Source organism: Kribbella sp. CWNU-51 (assembly GCF_054073265.1).
In genome coordinates, this window is record NZ_JBSXMZ010000019.1 from 1 (window position 1) to 15,213 (window position 15,213).

A 15,213-nucleotide genomic window follows, 5' to 3' on the forward strand; every position below is an offset into this window, starting at 1 on the left:
CCCCATCACAACACCCTCCAACAATCAGGCGTTGCAACAATCCCCTGAATCTGCCCACCCAATCCGGGACCAGATCCTCCCCACCCCGGCGGCAACCGACAGAACACGGCCGACTGCCGGGACGCGAAGGAGGCGAACGAACCACCCACGGATATGTCAGAAGAGCCGGACAACCCCTCAAATGCCGGAGGGGCGGTCGGGGTCGGGAGATGCCGGAGGGGCGGTCGGGGTCGGGAGATGCCGGAGAGGCGGTCGGGGTTGGGTGGAGTCGGCTAGGGGGCGGTCATCAGGTTGATCAGCCGGAGGAGCTCGGCGGTCGGCGCGAGGTCGCCGAGGATGATCACCTTCAGTACGGCGCGATCCTCGTCGTACACGGTCTCGACCCGGAGCCGGCCGATCCCGCTCTGGTTGAGGGATCCGACCACGTGCGTGCTGATCCGGTCGGCGCCGGCCCGATCGATCGCGTCGATGTGGACGATGCTCGACGCCTCCACGTGCCGCTTCGTCTCGTCCACCTCGAGGGCGGCCGCGGTCGTGCCGGTGAAGGCCTCCAGGTCCTCGCGGGCGATCCGGTACTGCTTCCCGATCCGGACGGCCTTCAACCGGCCGTCGCGCACGTAGTTCCGGATCGTGCGGACGTGCAGCCCGAGCCGGTTGGCCACCTGCTCAACCGAGTACAGCTCCTGAGGCATGTCCATCAGACTACGGCAGGTTCCTTAGAATTCCCTATAAATAGCAAGATAGGGATTTTTTAGGTACTTTAGATGAATGATCGACGAGTTGAGTGGGGTGCGGGTGTTCGTGAGTGACGTGCGGGTGGGCGACGATCGCGACGCGGTCCAGCTCATCGCGCGGGCGCACTACGAGCACCAGGCTGAGTGGATCGCTTTCACCCCGGAGCAGCTGGGTGACGAGTTCTTCGAACTGCGGACCGGCCGGCCGGGCGCTATCGCGCAGAAGTTCGTGGACTACCGGATGGGCCTGGCCGTGGTCGGCGACATCGCGGGCCGGACTGCGGCCAGCACGTCGCTGGCGGACTGGGTGCGGGAGAGCAACCGCGGGCGGAGCCTGTGGTTCATGCCGGACCTGGACGCGCTGGCCGCGCGGCTACAAGGTGGGCAGTGAGCTCAGCAGGGCCGGCGTCCTCGCATCGGCCGGCTCGTGGATGAGGACGCGGAGCTGACCGGAGTTCGTGATGTCCTCGGTGAAGATCTGCAGGGCCACGTCGACGGTGTCGTGGTCATGGTCGAGCAGGTGCTGCAGACCGACCCAGAAGACGATCTCGGGCTCGCCGGTGGAGCGGTCGCTGAGTGAGTCGGCGAGGGCGTCCCAGTTCCGGCCGAACCAGCGCGGCAAGTCGAACGCGGTCGCACAGAGGTCGAGGAACCCCGCCTTGTCGTGGATCTCGGTGGTGTCCAGCAGAACGAAATCCCACCCCGCCGCCACGACGTCACGACGTACCTGCTCCGGCGTCCGATCCGACCGCCAGCGATAGACCCCGGGCCGCAGCCCGTCGGCCAGCAACGTGCGCAGGTCGGTCATGGGGCCTCCCGGCCTGGACTGAGGAGCGGAGGGAGCGAAGCGACTGGAGCGACGAGGGAAGGCCGGGAGACAAAGCCCAATGACCACGCCGGCGCCGAAGGCCCGGCCAAAAACACCGTCACGAGGTTCCCCCGTCTTCTCCAATTCGGCGGAAGGATTTGTAGTGGTCGTCGGAGTAGTAACGCTGACCACCGTTGCCGGTCACGATCCGGCGGGCGCCGCGGTCCTTCTCACCCGGCGTCGTCACGGTGTACTCGTGGTAGTAGCCGCGGTCGTGCTTCGGCAGGAGCTTCTCGAGGTTGCCGAAGACCACGCCGTCGCGGCTGTACGGATACGGTCCGCCCCGGTCGATCAGCTCGAGCGTGGCCTGCGCCTCCTTCGGCAGGTCCGCGACCGCGACGATCTTCAGGCCGCTCTCCGGGTCGGTGCCGGCCGACGCCGACGGCTTGGCGGCGGCGCAGCCGAACAAGGACGCCGCCAGGGTGATCACCAGCATCGCGATCACCACGATCGCGACGATCCGCGCGGTCTTCGGGTTGTTGATCACCCGGCGTCCCGCAACCGCCGGCTGAACTCCGCGGCCGCCGCGCCCGGGTCGTCCGCGCCGGTGATCGCGCGGACGACGACCACCCGGGTGGCACCGGACTCGAGGACCTGGTCCAGCCGGTCGAGATCGATGCCACCGATCGCGAACCACGGCTTCGCCTGCGGACGGCTCGCGGCGTACGCGACCAGCTCGAGGCCGGCGGCCTGCCGCCCGGGCTTGGTCGGGGTCTCCCAAGTGGGGCCGACACAGAAGTAGTCCGAGCCCCGCTCGGTCACGGCGGCATTCACCTGGCTGAACGTATGCGTAGAGCGTCCGACGATCGGCTCCGCACCGATGATCGCCCGAGCCGCGTGCACCGGCAGATCCCGCTGGCCCAGATGCAGTACGTCGGCTCCCGCCGCGAAAGCGACGTCCGCCCGGTCGTTGACCGCCAGCAGCTTGCCGTGCCGCTTGCAGGCGTCCGCGAACACCTCCAGGGCGGCCAGCTCGTCCGCAGCCTCCATCTCCTTCTGACGCAACTGCACGATGTCCACGCCACCAGCCAGTGCGGCATCCAGGAACTGCTCGAGGTCGCCCTGCTTCTCACGCGCATCCGTGCACAGGTAAAGACGCGCGTCGGCCAGTCGGTCGCTCTGTTCAGTCACACCCCAAAGCCTGCCATGACGGCCCGGAAGTAGGCTTACGGCATGCCTGAGCACACGTCCGATGTGGTGGTGATCGGCGCCGGGCTGATCGGTCTGGCGACCGCCTGGCGGCTGGCCGCAGACGGTGTCCAGGTGACGTTATGCGACCCGACGCCGGGCACCCAGACCTCCGCGGTCGCCGCCGGCATGCTCGCCCCGGTCACTGAGGTGGAGTACGGCGAGGACGACCTGCTGGCCCTCAATCTGGCCAGTGTCAACGCGTGGCCGGCGTTCGCGGCCGAGCTGGAAGCGCTGACCGGACTGTCGGCAGGTCTGCACCAGACCGGCACTCTGTCCGTCGCGTACGACGTCGACGACGCAGCCGCATTGCGCCGGCTCGCCGACTACCAGCGGCGGCTCGGGCTCGAGGTCGAGGAGCTGTCCGGTCGCGATGCGCGTCGGCGCGAGCCGCTGCTCGCAGCGGGCGTCTCCGGTGGCGTCTGGGTCCCAGGCGACCACTCCGTCGACAACAGGCAAGCAGTCGAGGCACTCCGCCGCGCTGTCGACCTCTCTAGCGTCCTGCTCATCCGCCAGCGGGTAGCCCGCGTGATCACCTCCGGTACGACGGCTGTCGGCGTACAACTCGACAATGGGGACACCGTGCATGCCGGGCACGTGATCGCCGCGACCGGACCTTGGTCGTCGCAGTTGGAGGGCATTCCGGATGAGCTGCGGCCGCCCGTGCGGCCAGTGAAGGGTGAGGTGCTGCGGCTGCGGGTGCCTGAGGAGTATCGGCCCGCACTGCGGCACACCGTACGCGCGACGGCGCGAGGCTTCTCGGTTTACCTGGTGCCGCGGCCGGGTGGCGAGCTGGTCGTTGGTGCGACCACCTCTGAACTCGGCTACGACACCCGTGTGCTCGCCGGTGGCGTGTTCGCGTTGCTGCGGGACGCCCGGACCGTGTTGCCGATCACCGACGAACTGGAGCTGGTGGAGACGATCGCCGGACTCCGGCCCGCCACACCGGACAACGCACCGATCCTGGGGCCGTCCGGTCTTGATCGGTTGCTGTGGGCAACTGGGCACTACCGCAACGGCGTCCTGCTCACTCCGATCACCGCGCAGATCATCGCCGACACCGTCCGCACCGGAGTCCTGCCAGAGCTCGGGAAACCCTTTTTGGGCAGCCGGTTCGGGCAGTCCGGCCACTGAGGCCTGCCGGTTGCCCTGAGCAACGGGAAGCTTGTGAACCACAACCATGTAGTTCAGCCTTGAATTGTAAACATTGAGTTACAGGCGTAACAAGCACCCCATGCACCCCTGTTGTCACATCAGTATCAGCACTTACGGTCAAGTGACGTTCACACGGGGAGATGGACATGCGAAGTGTCGTACGAATACTGACCGGAATCGCCGTACCAGTGCTGACCGCCGCCGTGATCACCGCCGGCTCACCGGGCTTCGGCGCCTACAAGGTGAAGGACGGCGACACCCTCAGCCACATCGCCAGCCGCTACGGCACCAGCGTCAAGACACTGGTCGCGCTGAACAACCTGCCCGGCAACGGCAACGCGATCTACGCCGGTGAGGTGCTGAAGATCCCCGGCAAGGGCAACACGACCGCGGCACGCCCGGCCAAGCGCTCCCAGCTCGGCCGGGTCACGTATATCGTCAAACCAGGCGACACCATCTCCAAGATCGCCAAGCGCTACAAGTGCTCCCAGGCAAACCTGCTGGCCGCCAACAAACTACGGTCGAGCGACCGCATCTACGCCGGCAAGCCGCTGCAGGTCCCGGTCAAGATCCGGCCGAAGGCCAAAGCGCCGACGAAGAACAAGAACAACACCTTCGCCGGCCGCACGTACGCCGACCACATCGTCGCGCGCGCCAACCGCAACCGCGCGATTCTGAAGAACCGCAAGCTGCCGACCCGCTCCCAGCTCCGCAGCCTGATCGTCAGCACCTCCAAGCGGTACGGCGTCGACCCGGAGCTCGCGCTGGCGGTGAGCTGGCAGGAGTCCGGCTGGAAGCAGCGGGTGGTCTCCCCCGCCAACGCGATCGGCGCGATGCAGGTGATCCCGTCGACCGGCAAGTTCGCCTCGAGCGTCGTCGGCCGCGAGCTGGACCTGCTCAGGCCCCAGGACAACGTCACCGCCGGAGTGGTGCTGCTGGAACGGCTGACCGGCGCCGCGCGGCTCGATATCGCGGTCGCGGGCTACTACCAGGGGCTCGGCGGGGTGAAGAAGAACGGGATGTATTCGGACACGAAGCTGTATGTGAAGAACGTGCTCCGGATCAAGGCCCAGCTCGAACGCGGGTGGGACCCCCTGCGGTGAGCCTGGCGCTGTCACGCTGCGCCGTTATCTACACTCTCTGAGCAGAACGGTTTGGAGAGGCGGCTCACCGCAAGTGACGGACGACGTGGGGACGCAGGTCAGCGACCGCCTTGTCGGGCGGGTGCTCGACGGACGGTACCGCGTCGGCGCGCGCGTCGCCAAGGGCGGCATGGCCACTGTCTACCAGGCGCTCGACATGCGGCTGGACCGGACCGTCGCGCTCAAGGTGATGCACGACGGGCTCGGCGACGACGCCCAGTTCGCCCGCCGCTTCGTGGCCGAGGCCCGGGCCGCCGCCCGCCTCTCGCACCCGAACGTGGTCGCCGTCTTCGACCAGGGCGACGACGACGGGACCCTGTTCCTGGCGATGGAGTACGTTCCCGGTCGCACACTGCGGGACGTGATCCGCGACCAGGCACCACTCTCCCCCGCCCGCGCGCTGGATCTGCTCGCCCCGATCCTGTCTGCGCTCTCGGCCGCCCACGATGCCGGCATCGTGCACCGCGACATCAAGCCCGAGAACGTGCTGATGTCCGACAAGGGCACGGTGAAGGTCGCCGACTTCGGTCTGGCCCGTGCGGTCAGCGCGACCGGCAACACCGCGACCCAAGGTCTCCTGATGGGCACGGTGTCGTATCTGGCGCCGGAGCTCGTCACCGACGGTAGTGCGGACGCCCGCTCGGACGTGTACTCGGCCGGCATCCTGCTGTACGAGATGCTCACGGGCAACAAGCCGCACTCCGGTGACACCCCGATCCAGGTCGCTTATGCGCACGTCCACGCCGACGTGCCGGCCCCGTCGCTGGAGCAGCCAGGCATCCCGCCGTACGTCGATGCACTCGTGCAGCGCGCGACGGCGCGGGACCGGGATCTGCGGCCGGCCGACGCACGGGTGTTCAGTCGTCAGGTGCACCGGGTCCGCAGTGCGCTCGAGGAAGGGGTTCCGGACGACCCGGAGCTCACCGGCGACCTGACCGTGCCGATCCAGCAGATCCGCCAGGACAGCGGGTACGACGACGGTTACACGCGCGGCGTGCCTGAGCCGACCGACGCGAGCGTCCTGCGCCACGACACGATCGTCGTACCCGTGGAGAAGGGCCGGCCGACCGGCACCCCGATGAAGGCGCCCCCGCGGCAGCGCAGAGGGCGCGGACCGATTGCGCTGATCCTCATCCTGGTCGCCGCTATCGCCATCGGCACCGCGGCCTGGTACTACGGCATCCACCGGTACACCTCCACGCCGGACCTGGTGAACATGCTCCCCGCGGCTGCGGCCACCAAGGCCGAGCAGTCCGGCCTGCGGACCACTCTGGACAACCAGGACTTCTCCGAGGACGTGCGCAAGGGTGAGGTGATGCGGACCGACCCCGCCGCGGGTGACCGGATCCGCAAGAACGGTGAGATCAGTCTTACCGTCTCCAAGGGCCCCGAGCGCTACCGCGTGCCGCAGCTGGTCGGGCTGCAGCTGGACGCCGCTCAGCAGGCGCTCGCCCCGATCAAGCTGAACACCGGGCAGATCAACGAGGTGTACAGCGAGACTGTCCCGAACGGCCGCGTGATCGCGATCAGCCCGAAGTTCAACACCGTCGTGAAGCCGGGCGACGCGATCAACTTCGCGGTCAGCAAGGGCAAGAAGCCGATCAACGTCCCGGACTGGACCGGGAAGAGCTACCGGGACGCGAACAAGGCCCTGCGCAAACTCGGTTTCCTCGTCGGCCGCACCGAGCAGTACGACGAGAAGGTGCCCGAGGGCAACGTGATCACCCAGACACCCAACAGCGGCACGCTGTTCGCCAAGGACAAGGTCCAGATGGTGGTGTCGAAGGGCCCGCCGCTGGTGGACGTGCCGAACGTCAAGCGGAAGAGCACCGCCGAGGCGCAGCAGATCCTCACCGGCGCGGGCTTCGTCGTGAAGGTGGAGAAGGCACCGTTCAACCTCGGCCTGAACATCGTCGCGGCGCAGAACCCCGGCGCCGGCAAGAAGGCCCAGCCCGGCACCACCGTCACCATTACAGTGCTGTAGCTCGTTTTGGTGCTTACCCCGGGCGTCTGATGAGATGTCCGGCGTGAATCACCCGCGGATCGCCGTACTCGCCCTGCTCGCGGTGGCGGCGGCGTGGGGATCCACGTTCTTCCTGACCAAGGATCTGCTCACCAGGATGGACGTCGCCGACTACCTGGCGTTGCGATTCCTGATCGCCTCGGTCGCGCTCGTCCTGGTCCACCCGCCGGCGATCTCCCGGCTGAGCCGCCTCGACCGCGGCCGGGCCATTGCCCTCGGGATCACCTACGGCATCGCCCAGCTGGTCCAGACCGAGGGCCTGCGGCACACCTCGGCCAGCGTGTCCGGCTTCGTCACCGGCATGTACGTCGTCTTCACCCCGCTGCTGGCCGCGGTCATCCTGCGCCACAAGATCGGCCGCTGGGCCTGGGTCGCCGTGATTCTCGCCACGGTCGGCCTCGGCGTCCTGTCGCTGAACGGCTTCAGCATGGGCACCGGCGAGTTGCTCACGCTCGCTTCAGCCGGCCTGTACGCCCTGCACATCATCGGGCTCGGCGCCTGGTCCACACCACAGAACGCCTTCGGCCTGTCGTCCCTCCAGATGATCGTGATCACCTGTGTCTGCGCCATCGGCGCGCTGCCCGGCGGCTTCACCGTCCCGAGCACCGGCGGCGACTGGGTCAGTGTGATCTACATGGCACTGGTCGCGGGCGCGATCGCACTGATCGTGCAAACCTGGGCGCAGGCACATCTCAACCCGACACGGGCGGCGATCGCGATGACAATGGAACCGGTGTTCGCGGCGGCCTTCGCAGTCCTGTTCGGGTCCGAGAGCGTCACCTGGAGGATGCTGGTCGGTGGCGCCCTGGTGCTGTCGGCGATGTATCTGGTGGAACTCGCACCGCGGCGCAAGATCGAGGCCGAGGTGCAGCACCTCGCACAATAGGCGGGTCAGGAGGGGCGATGCGGCACGGGAACGAAGGGCGGGGCTTTGCGGCCGTCGTCATCATCGTGCTGCTCGCGTTCCTGGCCGCAGGGACGGCGAGCAACCTGGTCCGCAACCCGCAACCGCGGCTGGTCGCCGACGGTGTCCCGGGCCGTACGGCGCCCCACACGACCTCGTCGCTAGGCGGTGGGGGCGAACAGTACGGCGATCTGATCCGTCACGCTCTGTCCGATCTCGACGCCCTCACCCTGCCGAGCGGCGCGACTCTCGCGGGCTGGGACGGGCCGTGGCGGTACGTCTGGCCGCGGGACGCGTCGTTCGTCGCCGCGGCCCGCTGCTCGATCGGCCAGTACGACGAGGCCTTCAAGGTGCTGTCCTTTCTCAACGGCGTCCGGCCGCCGACCGGGCGCTGGGAAGCCCGCTACACCGAGACCGGCGGACTGATCGGCGACGGCCGCGAACCCCAGCTGGACGGCTCCGGATGGGTGCTCTGGGCAACATGGTTCTGCCGGGGCGGGAGCAGGTACTGGGAGCTGGTCCGCGAGTCAGCCGAGCAGATCGTCGCCGAGCTCAACCCGGACGGTCTGCCCGGTCCGTCGTCCGACTATTGGGAACGACCCGAGTCGCAGCTGACCCTCGGCACGGTCGCGCCGCTGCTGGCCGGCCTTCGCTGCGCGGTCCTGATCGCCACCGAGCAGCACCGCCCGGACGAGGCCACCCGGTGGCGCACCGCGCTCGACAAGTTGTCCAAGGCAACTGATCGGGCCTTCGGGCCGGACTATCCACGCACCCCCGGCCGCGCGACGAGCTTCGTGGAGCCGGGCGTCGCCCCCATCCAGCTCGGCGGTGGCGCCGACGCGATCATCACCGTCCTGGGGCCGCCGTTCGCGCCGGCTCGGGAGGCCGTATCCACGGCGATCGACCGGGCGCGCGCCGTACTGACGCAGCCCAATGGTGGCGTGACACCTGGTGAGGACTGGCGGGCGGACGGGGTTTCCTGGACACCGCAGACGGCGCTGTTCGCGCTGAGCGCGGCGGCTCGCGGAGACGACACGACAGCCGATGCGTTGCTGACCTGGCTCGACCGGCACCGCACCAGCACCGGCGCCCTGCCGGAGAAGGTCAACCGTGATCTGCAACCGGCCGGCGAGGCTCCGCTCAGCTGGACCGCGGCGCTGGTGGTCCTCGCCGGCACGGCGCTGCAGAACGCGCTACCGACTCCCGGTTAGCAGATCTCCATCACGTCGTGCGTCGGCGCGTCCGGTCGCGCCGTACTGGTCCTGGTCGAGTAGAAGAACGCGGTCGACGCGATGTCGTCCCGCAGCGGCAGGTAGCGGCCGCCCGAGCGCCAGCCCAGGGCCTGGACGTCGGCACGGAGCTTCTCCTTGAAGCGGATCGGGTCAGGCAGGTGGAAGCGATACATGCCGAACCGCTGCTGGCTCGCGTACTGCCCGTCCGGCCGTATCACCTGCGGCATGCCGAGGTACGGCGTACTGAACTCGGTGTAGCCGCCCAGGTGAGGGACGTCGAAGTTCCACGCGCCACCGAAGTAGTCCTCGGTCCCGGTGCCGCAGATGGTCGGGAACTCGTCGTCGCCGTCGAGGTAGAACTTCACCTCGCCCTCACCCCACCAGCCGCTACTGTTGACGCCCCACGCCAGGTAGGTGCCGACGTAGTGCCCCGGGCCCTCGACGCCGTCCAGCAGGGTGTGGACGGTCTTGTCCGGCAGCGGGTTGCTCCGGCGCCACTGCGCGTGCAGGTACGCCGACTTGTCCGGTACGGCGCCCAGCCAGTAGTCGACCTGGAAGTAGACGACGACCTTCTCGTCGTGGGTGTTCTCGAGGGTCAGCGTGGCCCGCTCGGTGAACGGCATCTCCCAGTAGCTGTTGAAGCCGCCGTTCGGGTTCACCGCGACCGGCAGCGAGTTCACCTGGGCGAACTTGCCCCAGCCGGAGCAGAAGAAGTCGCCGACCGGAGTCTCGATCGCCGGCGCCTCGTCGCCGTCCCAGTGCGCCCGGAGCACCAGCCGCCGCCAGTTGTCGACGTGCGTGGTCAGCCAGATGTGGGTGATGCAGCCGGACCCGACAATATCGGCCAGCGTGGCGGTCTCGCCCGGACCGATCTCGATCGACGGCGAGACCTTCCAGCCCGGACCGAGATCCCGGGCCGCGTGGGCCCCGGTCCCCTCGGTCCGCCGCCCACCCTGACCCGGCTCGCCGGTCGGGTTCTCCGCACTGATGGAGCGCGACTGGACGTCGGCGAGAGCGCTGATGCCGGACAGATTCCCAAGAGTCATACCCGCGACCCTAAGACGGCCGTGGGTCGGCAAGAAATCGATTGCCCGCCTACTGGAACCTGCTGTCCTTATATGCCTAATGGGTTATATTTGGGAGATGGACAGTCGGCGTGGGACGGTTGTTCGGGACCGCGGACGCGCGGGTGGCGATCCGGATCGGGCGCCGAACGGGCGGATCCTGCGGAACGAACCGCCGTCGGTGCTCGAGTACGAGTGGGCCGGCGAGATCCTGACCTGGGAGATCACCGGTACGACGGAGGGCAGCCGGCTCGTGTTCACGAACGTGCTGTCCGAGCCGGACGCCGCCGGCCCGGCTGCCGCCGGATGGGAAGCCGGACTCGAGGTCGTCGAGGCCCAACTGGACGGCACGCCGATCACCTGGAATCCACTGGACCGCGCCGAGGAACTAGCCCGCCGGACCTGACCGCGCACCAAGGAAAGGAACGGCCGGGTCCAGCCGCGTGCCTAAGACCACGGGCGGGAGCCGCGTGCCTGAAAGCAGCCGGGAGGTAGCCGCGTGCCTAAGGACAGGACGTATATCTGTGCTGTGCTGCCCTCCTCCGCCTGGGAGCTGGTCGGCGATGCCCGCTCGACCGACTACCTCCTGTCCTTCGGTACAGCTCAGCAGGCGCGGACCTTGGCGTCGAGGCCGTGGACGAAGGAGACGCACGCGCGTGGGTGGCCCTGGTCGGGCTTGGCGCGGACGATGAGTGGGAACGCGTCCGCGCCACGGACCTGCGGGCTCTTCTCCGTCTTGAGCGAACCGACGGCACCACCGCGGGCTTCGGCCGCCGCCTTCACGTCGGCGACCGTGACGGCGCTGCGCGCGTCTCTCGTGGCCGCGTTCTTCGCGTCGGTCGCGACGGCGAGCGCGAAGACGATCTCCGGCGGCTTCGCCCAGGTTGTCGTAGTGACCGGGAAGACGAGGCCGAACATCAGCAAGCCGATCCCGGTGATGACCAGGCGGAACTGCCTGCTCTGATCGGAGAGCAGCAGCGCGCTGCAGCACAGCGCGAGGAACAAGGTGAGCCCGCGCAGAATCCAGTGCCGATCGAGTCTGCTGTCCACCGCCAGCGCCGCACCGAGGGCGATCACCACACAGAGAACCGCGGCGACAAGGGCACGGACGCGCGGCGACACGGATTGCATGGCGCAGACGATAACGCCCACCGCACCATCGGGCGGACCTACGCCATCCAGCGGCCGGAACACCGTCCGTCGCACCGGAGCCTCCGGCAGACCGTTGGTCACCCCGCAGCGGTCGGCACCCCGTACCTCGCATTGGAGCGGTCGATGCGCCGTTCGTCGCATTGGAGCGGCCGTTGAGTGATCGGCGCGCCGGTCAGGACACGGTCGACGAGCTGCTCGCGCCGTACGCCGCCGGCACTCAGGCCCAACCTGCGGTCCACGCCGCCAACGCCCCGCAACCACTCACCCGAGAACAAGCCCACGCCCACGACGACAAGTTCTGGTGGCACGAGCCCGAGTGGCTCCACAGAGCGAGCTGCGAGGCCTGATGATCCGTTGAGATCTGTCAGAAGGAGGTCGTGAGGTTCTGCGTCCGACCGGTCGCGGAGGCTCGGTACGCGGACTCGATGATGTCGATCACATGGCGCGCGTGTTCGGCGGTGACGATCGAGGGCTTGCCTTCGCGGACCCAGTCGACCAGCTGCATGACGTCCTCGTACACGTGCTGCTCCTCGATCTCGCGATGCACGCCGGTCACGTGCGGAAGCAGAGCCTGGTTGCCCGTCCCGCGGGGCGAGAGCTCGGACGGGTTGCGGTTGGGGAAGTCGAACGGCTCGCCGTTGAGTAGCAGTCCGTCGATCGTCCCGATCGTTCCGTAGTACGCACCGCCGAAGCCGCCCCGCATCAATCCCGCGGCGGTACCGGTCGCGACGCAGAAGAGGTTGTCGCCGAAGTCGATCAGCACGATGGTGTTGTCGTCGGCATCCGTCTGGACGTCCACTCCTCCGCTGGTGCGCACGGGAACCCGTACGCCGGACATCGCCGTCACTCGCTTGGCCGGGCCGAGGATCCCGGTCACGGCGTGCAGCGCGTACACCGTCATGTCGTACATCGGTCCGCCCCCGGGCTTGCGGAAGTACCACGACGGATCGATGTTCGTCAGTACGTCGTTGCCGCCGCGCACGGACTCGTCCTCGTGGTAGGTGCCGAACGCCGCGCCACAACTCACCCAGGACAGCGTGCCGATGGCGCCCTCGGCGATCAGCTCGCGGGTCCGGACGTGATGCGGGCGCAGCATCTCCCCCGGCGAGGCGACGATCCGCAGGTCCTTGACGGCCGCGAGATCGATGAGTTCGGTCGCCTCGGCGACCGTGATCGTCATGGTCTTGTTGAAGTGCACGTGCTTACCGGCCTGCAACGCAAGCTTGCCCTGCTCGTAGTGCAAACCAATCGGCGAGGCGATCGTGACAGCGTCAACATCCCCATTTGCCAGCAGGTCCTCATACTCCGTAAACCCCTGCTCAACCCCAAACTTCTCAGCTGCCGCATCCGCCCGCCCTGGAACCGGATCGCACACCGCAGCAAGCTTCACCCGCCCCGCAAGATCCGCCTGCCCCAGATGCGGAAGGATCCCCCGCACCGAAATACTCCCCGCCCCGACCACACCCATCCGCACCGTATCCGCCATGCACCTGATCCTCCCACGCGGCACCACGCCCGGCCCCTCCGTCGCCGCGCCGCCCTCCGCAGGGAGCAGCCGCCTAGCTGGCTACCGGCTGCGCCGCTGCCACGCCGGCGAAGAGGTCGCGGGCGCGGTCAGCAGCCCCCTGGTCGGTCAGCGCCTCCCCAGGGCGGTTGCCATAGGCAAGTAGCTCGCCACCCCAGTGCATGCCCAGGTAATCCGAGATCAGCCGCAGCGTACCGAGCATCGGTTCGACCTCGGCCGGATCCTTCGCCGTGTGGGCGCAGATCGCCCACAGCGTCTTGCCCCGCATCCGGGCCCGGAAGTCCACTCCCGGTACCCGCATCCAGCCCGACCAGTGGTCGAAGTACTCCTTCACAGCCGCCGAGACGGTGAACCAGTACAGCGGCGACGCGATCACCAGGTCCGTCGCATCCAGCGTTGCCTCCAGCAACCGCCGATGATCACCGCAAGGAATCGGATACACACCATCACCGTCGTGCCGGATGTCATGGAACGGCCCGAGGTCCAGCTCGCTCAGCCGCAGCCAGGTCTGGCCGACCTCGGCCGGCAGGTGTTCCGCCGCGGACCGCGCCAACGCCTCGGTGTTGCCACCGGGACGCGTCGTCCCCTCCAGAAACAGGAAACTACGGCTCACCAGCTCACTCCTAACTTATGCACATGCAACTATTGCACAAGCCTACAGAGTGCGCAGGCCACCTGTGACCTCTCGGCCTCACGGACGAAGCGTACGAAAGGTTGCGTACACCCGCCCCTGAAACCGGCGATCTAACGGACTCGCGCGGCGGCCGCGCGTAAGCCGTCCAACAGGGGCGTGGTGGGCCGGCCGATCAGATGGCGCAACTGGTCGGTCGCCTCCGCCGAGACGCCGGCCGCGACATCCGCATCCAGTTGGACAAGGAAGTCGATGGTCGGGTCGTCGAGGCCGCTCGTCCTGAGCACCTCGGCGTGTTCGGCCGGCGAGAGGTCCTGGTATGTCACCGGCGCACCGAGCACGTCCGCGACTGTCGCGGCGAGCTCGGGATAGGTCCAGGACGTGTCCCCGGTCAGCTCATAGGCCACGTTCTCGTGTCCGGCACTCGAGAGGACGACCGCGGCCGCCTCGGCGTAGTCGACGTGATCGGCGCTGGCCACCCTGCCGTCGCGCACACTGCCGATGATCGCTCCGGTGGTGCGGGCGGGCTCGAGGAACGGCACGTAGTTCTCGTGGTACGAGTTGTTGCGCAGGATCGTGTATGGCAGGCCGGACTCTCGGATCGTCCGCTCGGTGGCCTTGTGCTCGGCCACGATCGCGGTCTCACTCGTGTCCGCGTGCGGTGCGCTGGTGTAGACGATGCGGGACACGCCGGCCTCCTGGGCGGCCCGGATCACGTTCTCGTGCTGCGCCATCCTCTTGCCGAACTCGTTTCCGGAGATGAGCAACAGGACGTCGACGCCGGCGACGGCGGCATCGACCGCCGCGCGATCGTCATGGTCGGCGATGCGGGTCTGGACAGACCTCCCCAGCACTCCCGGCACCTTGTCCGGGTTCCGCGCGATCGCCACGACGCGTTCGGCCGAGGTCCGGGCGAGCAACTGGTCGACGACCAGCCTTCCGAGCAGTCCGGTGGCACCCGTGACCGCAATGAGATCCGACATGATGCTTCCCCTTCACAGCTTGCGATCGACGATAGTTCGTACTACGAACCATAATGGTTCGTAGTACGAACTGCAAGTGTTCGGCAGGAAGGGCCTCCGGCATCAGGTCTGCGTCGCGGCACCGCCTGACTCGTCCAGCTCCATGAAGACGGCGGGAACCTCGTTGTCGAGCACGACCCGGCCCAACAGGCCTGCGAGTGCGTCCCGCTCGCCGGCACTCAGGCCCGCAGGCAGTTTGTCGATGCGCCGGCAGGTCTCCGCGTAGAACTCCTCCGCGACCGCATGGCCGCGCGGCGTCAGGGCGACTCGCACCGCCCGGGTGTCCCGCGGATCGGGCTCGCGCCGTACCAAACCGTTGCGCTCGGTGCGATCCACCAATCCGGTCATGCTCGACTTGGCCAGCCCCAGCATCGTGCCCAGCGCGCTCATGCCGTACGGCTCGGCCATCAACACACAGAGCAACTGCCCCTGCTGCGGCGTCAATCCACGCTCCCGGCTCGCCTGTGCGTAGACCGCATTCACCAGGAACGCCGAGCGAACCAGCCCGGCGACTACCCCGATCCGACCGTCATCATGCTTAGCCACCCTGCCACGCTAGCACTCGTTTCCCAG

General features: G+C 68.0%; 18 protein-coding genes. 8 read left to right on the top strand and 10 right to left on the bottom strand.

The window, feature by feature from the left end:
- Positions 1 to 272: 272 nt before the first annotated feature.
- Positions 273 to 692, bottom strand: coding sequence for a helix-turn-helix domain-containing protein (locus ACXC9Q_RS21535; protein WP_457058402.1), 420 nt, complete (start codon positions 690 to 692; stop codon positions 273 to 275).
- Between the two features lie 76 nt (positions 693 to 768).
- Between ACXC9Q_RS21535 and ACXC9Q_RS21540 the strand changes: the two genes are divergently transcribed.
- Positions 769 to 1,125 (top strand): DUF4180 domain-containing protein, encoded by a 357-nt coding sequence (locus ACXC9Q_RS21540; RefSeq protein WP_457058403.1) that lies wholly within the window; start codon positions 769 to 771, stop codon positions 1,123 to 1,125.
- Here ACXC9Q_RS21540 and ACXC9Q_RS21545 read toward each other — a convergent pair.
- The 3 genes from ACXC9Q_RS21545 to thiE all read right to left on the bottom strand — a co-directional run bounded on the left by ACXC9Q_RS21545 (position 1,108) and on the right by thiE (position 2,733).
- A complete protein-coding gene (locus ACXC9Q_RS21545) occupies positions 1,108 to 1,542 on the bottom strand; it encodes a barstar family protein (RefSeq protein WP_457058404.1) in 435 nt (144 codons plus the stop codon). The two genes, ACXC9Q_RS21540 and ACXC9Q_RS21545, sit on opposite strands and share 18 nt — an antisense overlap.
- Before the next feature lie 118 nt (positions 1,543 to 1,660).
- A complete protein-coding gene (locus tag ACXC9Q_RS21550) occupies positions 1,661 to 2,089 on the bottom strand; it encodes a ribonuclease domain-containing protein (RefSeq protein ID WP_457058405.1) in 429 nt (142 codons plus the stop codon).
- Complete coding sequence (gene thiE / locus ACXC9Q_RS21555) at positions 2,086 to 2,733, bottom strand: thiamine phosphate synthase (protein WP_457058406.1); 648 nt, start codon at positions 2,731 to 2,733, stop codon at positions 2,086 to 2,088. Before thiE ends, ACXC9Q_RS21550 begins: the two co-directional genes overlap by 4 nt.
- A 42-nt stretch (positions 2,734 to 2,775) precedes the next feature.
- Between thiE and thiO the strand changes: the two genes are divergently transcribed.
- From thiO to ACXC9Q_RS21580, 5 genes are all read left to right on the top strand, one after another.
- Positions 2,776 to 3,924: a glycine oxidase ThiO gene (gene thiO / locus ACXC9Q_RS21560; RefSeq protein WP_457058407.1), complete on the top strand. Its 1,149-nt coding sequence runs from the start codon at positions 2,776 to 2,778 to the stop codon at positions 3,922 to 3,924.
- A 167-nt stretch (positions 3,925 to 4,091) separates the two neighbouring features.
- Positions 4,092 to 5,048, top strand: a complete 957-nt coding sequence (locus ACXC9Q_RS21565) for a LysM peptidoglycan-binding domain-containing protein (RefSeq protein ID WP_457058408.1) — start codon at positions 4,092 to 4,094, stop codon at positions 5,046 to 5,048.
- A gap of 73 nt (positions 5,049 to 5,121) precedes the next feature.
- On the top strand, positions 5,122 to 7,071 hold the full coding sequence (gene pknB, locus ACXC9Q_RS21570; protein ID WP_457058409.1) for a Stk1 family PASTA domain-containing Ser/Thr kinase: 1,950 nt from the start codon (positions 5,122 to 5,124) through the stop codon (positions 7,069 to 7,071).
- Positions 7,072 to 7,105: 34 nt separating this feature from the next.
- A complete protein-coding gene (locus ACXC9Q_RS21575; RefSeq protein WP_457058410.1) occupies positions 7,106 to 7,996 on the top strand; it encodes a DMT family transporter in 891 nt (296 codons plus the stop codon).
- Between the two features lie 17 nt (positions 7,997 to 8,013).
- A complete protein-coding gene (locus ACXC9Q_RS21580; protein ID WP_457058411.1) occupies positions 8,014 to 9,225 on the top strand; it encodes a glucoamylase in 1,212 nt (403 codons plus the stop codon).
- Here the strand turns inward: ACXC9Q_RS21580 and ACXC9Q_RS21585 are convergent.
- Entirely contained in the window at positions 9,222 to 10,292 is a 1,071-nt protein-coding gene (locus ACXC9Q_RS21585) for a glycoside hydrolase family 172 protein (RefSeq protein WP_457058412.1), read from the bottom strand. The genes ACXC9Q_RS21580 and ACXC9Q_RS21585 overlap by 4 nt on opposite strands.
- 97 nt (positions 10,293 to 10,389) lie before the next feature.
- Between ACXC9Q_RS21585 and ACXC9Q_RS21590 the strand changes: the two genes are divergently transcribed.
- Positions 10,390 to 10,716, top strand: coding sequence for a hypothetical protein (locus tag ACXC9Q_RS21590; RefSeq protein ID WP_457058413.1), 327 nt, complete (start codon positions 10,390 to 10,392; stop codon positions 10,714 to 10,716).
- Between the two features lie 197 nt (positions 10,717 to 10,913).
- Here ACXC9Q_RS21590 and ACXC9Q_RS21595 read toward each other — a convergent pair whose 3' ends face one another.
- Positions 10,914 to 11,441, bottom strand: coding sequence for a hypothetical protein (locus ACXC9Q_RS21595; protein WP_457058414.1), 528 nt, complete (start codon positions 11,439 to 11,441; stop codon positions 10,914 to 10,916).
- Between the two features lie 173 nt (positions 11,442 to 11,614).
- Between ACXC9Q_RS21595 and ACXC9Q_RS21600 the strand changes: the two genes are divergently transcribed.
- On the top strand, positions 11,615 to 11,809 hold the full coding sequence (locus ACXC9Q_RS21600; RefSeq protein WP_457058415.1) for a hypothetical protein: 195 nt from the start codon (positions 11,615 to 11,617) through the stop codon (positions 11,807 to 11,809).
- Between the two features lie 17 nt (positions 11,810 to 11,826).
- On the opposite strand, the gene ACXC9Q_RS21605 is transcribed toward ACXC9Q_RS21600, so the two are convergent.
- The 4 genes from ACXC9Q_RS21605 to ACXC9Q_RS21620 all read right to left on the bottom strand — a co-directional run bounded on the left by ACXC9Q_RS21605 (position 11,827) and on the right by ACXC9Q_RS21620 (position 15,186).
- Positions 11,827 to 12,948 carry a Gfo/Idh/MocA family protein gene (locus ACXC9Q_RS21605; RefSeq protein ID WP_457058416.1) on the bottom strand — a complete coding sequence of 374 codons (1,122 nt, stop codon included), beginning with the start codon at positions 12,946 to 12,948 and terminating at the stop codon, positions 11,827 to 11,829.
- A 73-nt stretch (positions 12,949 to 13,021) separates the two neighbouring features.
- The gene (locus ACXC9Q_RS21610) at positions 13,022 to 13,600 is read right to left on the bottom strand and encodes a flavodoxin family protein (RefSeq protein ID WP_457058417.1); all 579 of its coding nucleotides are present in this window, start codon (positions 13,598 to 13,600) and stop codon (positions 13,022 to 13,024) included.
- A 131-nt stretch (positions 13,601 to 13,731) separates the two neighbouring features.
- Positions 13,732 to 14,601, bottom strand: a complete 870-nt coding sequence (locus ACXC9Q_RS21615; protein ID WP_457058418.1) for an SDR family oxidoreductase — start codon at positions 14,599 to 14,601, stop codon at positions 13,732 to 13,734.
- 102 nt (positions 14,602 to 14,703) lie between these two features.
- The gene (locus ACXC9Q_RS21620; protein ID WP_457058419.1) at positions 14,704 to 15,186 is read right to left on the bottom strand and encodes a MarR family winged helix-turn-helix transcriptional regulator; all 483 of its coding nucleotides are present in this window, start codon (positions 15,184 to 15,186) and stop codon (positions 14,704 to 14,706) included.
- Positions 15,187 to 15,213: the final 27 nt, after the last annotated feature.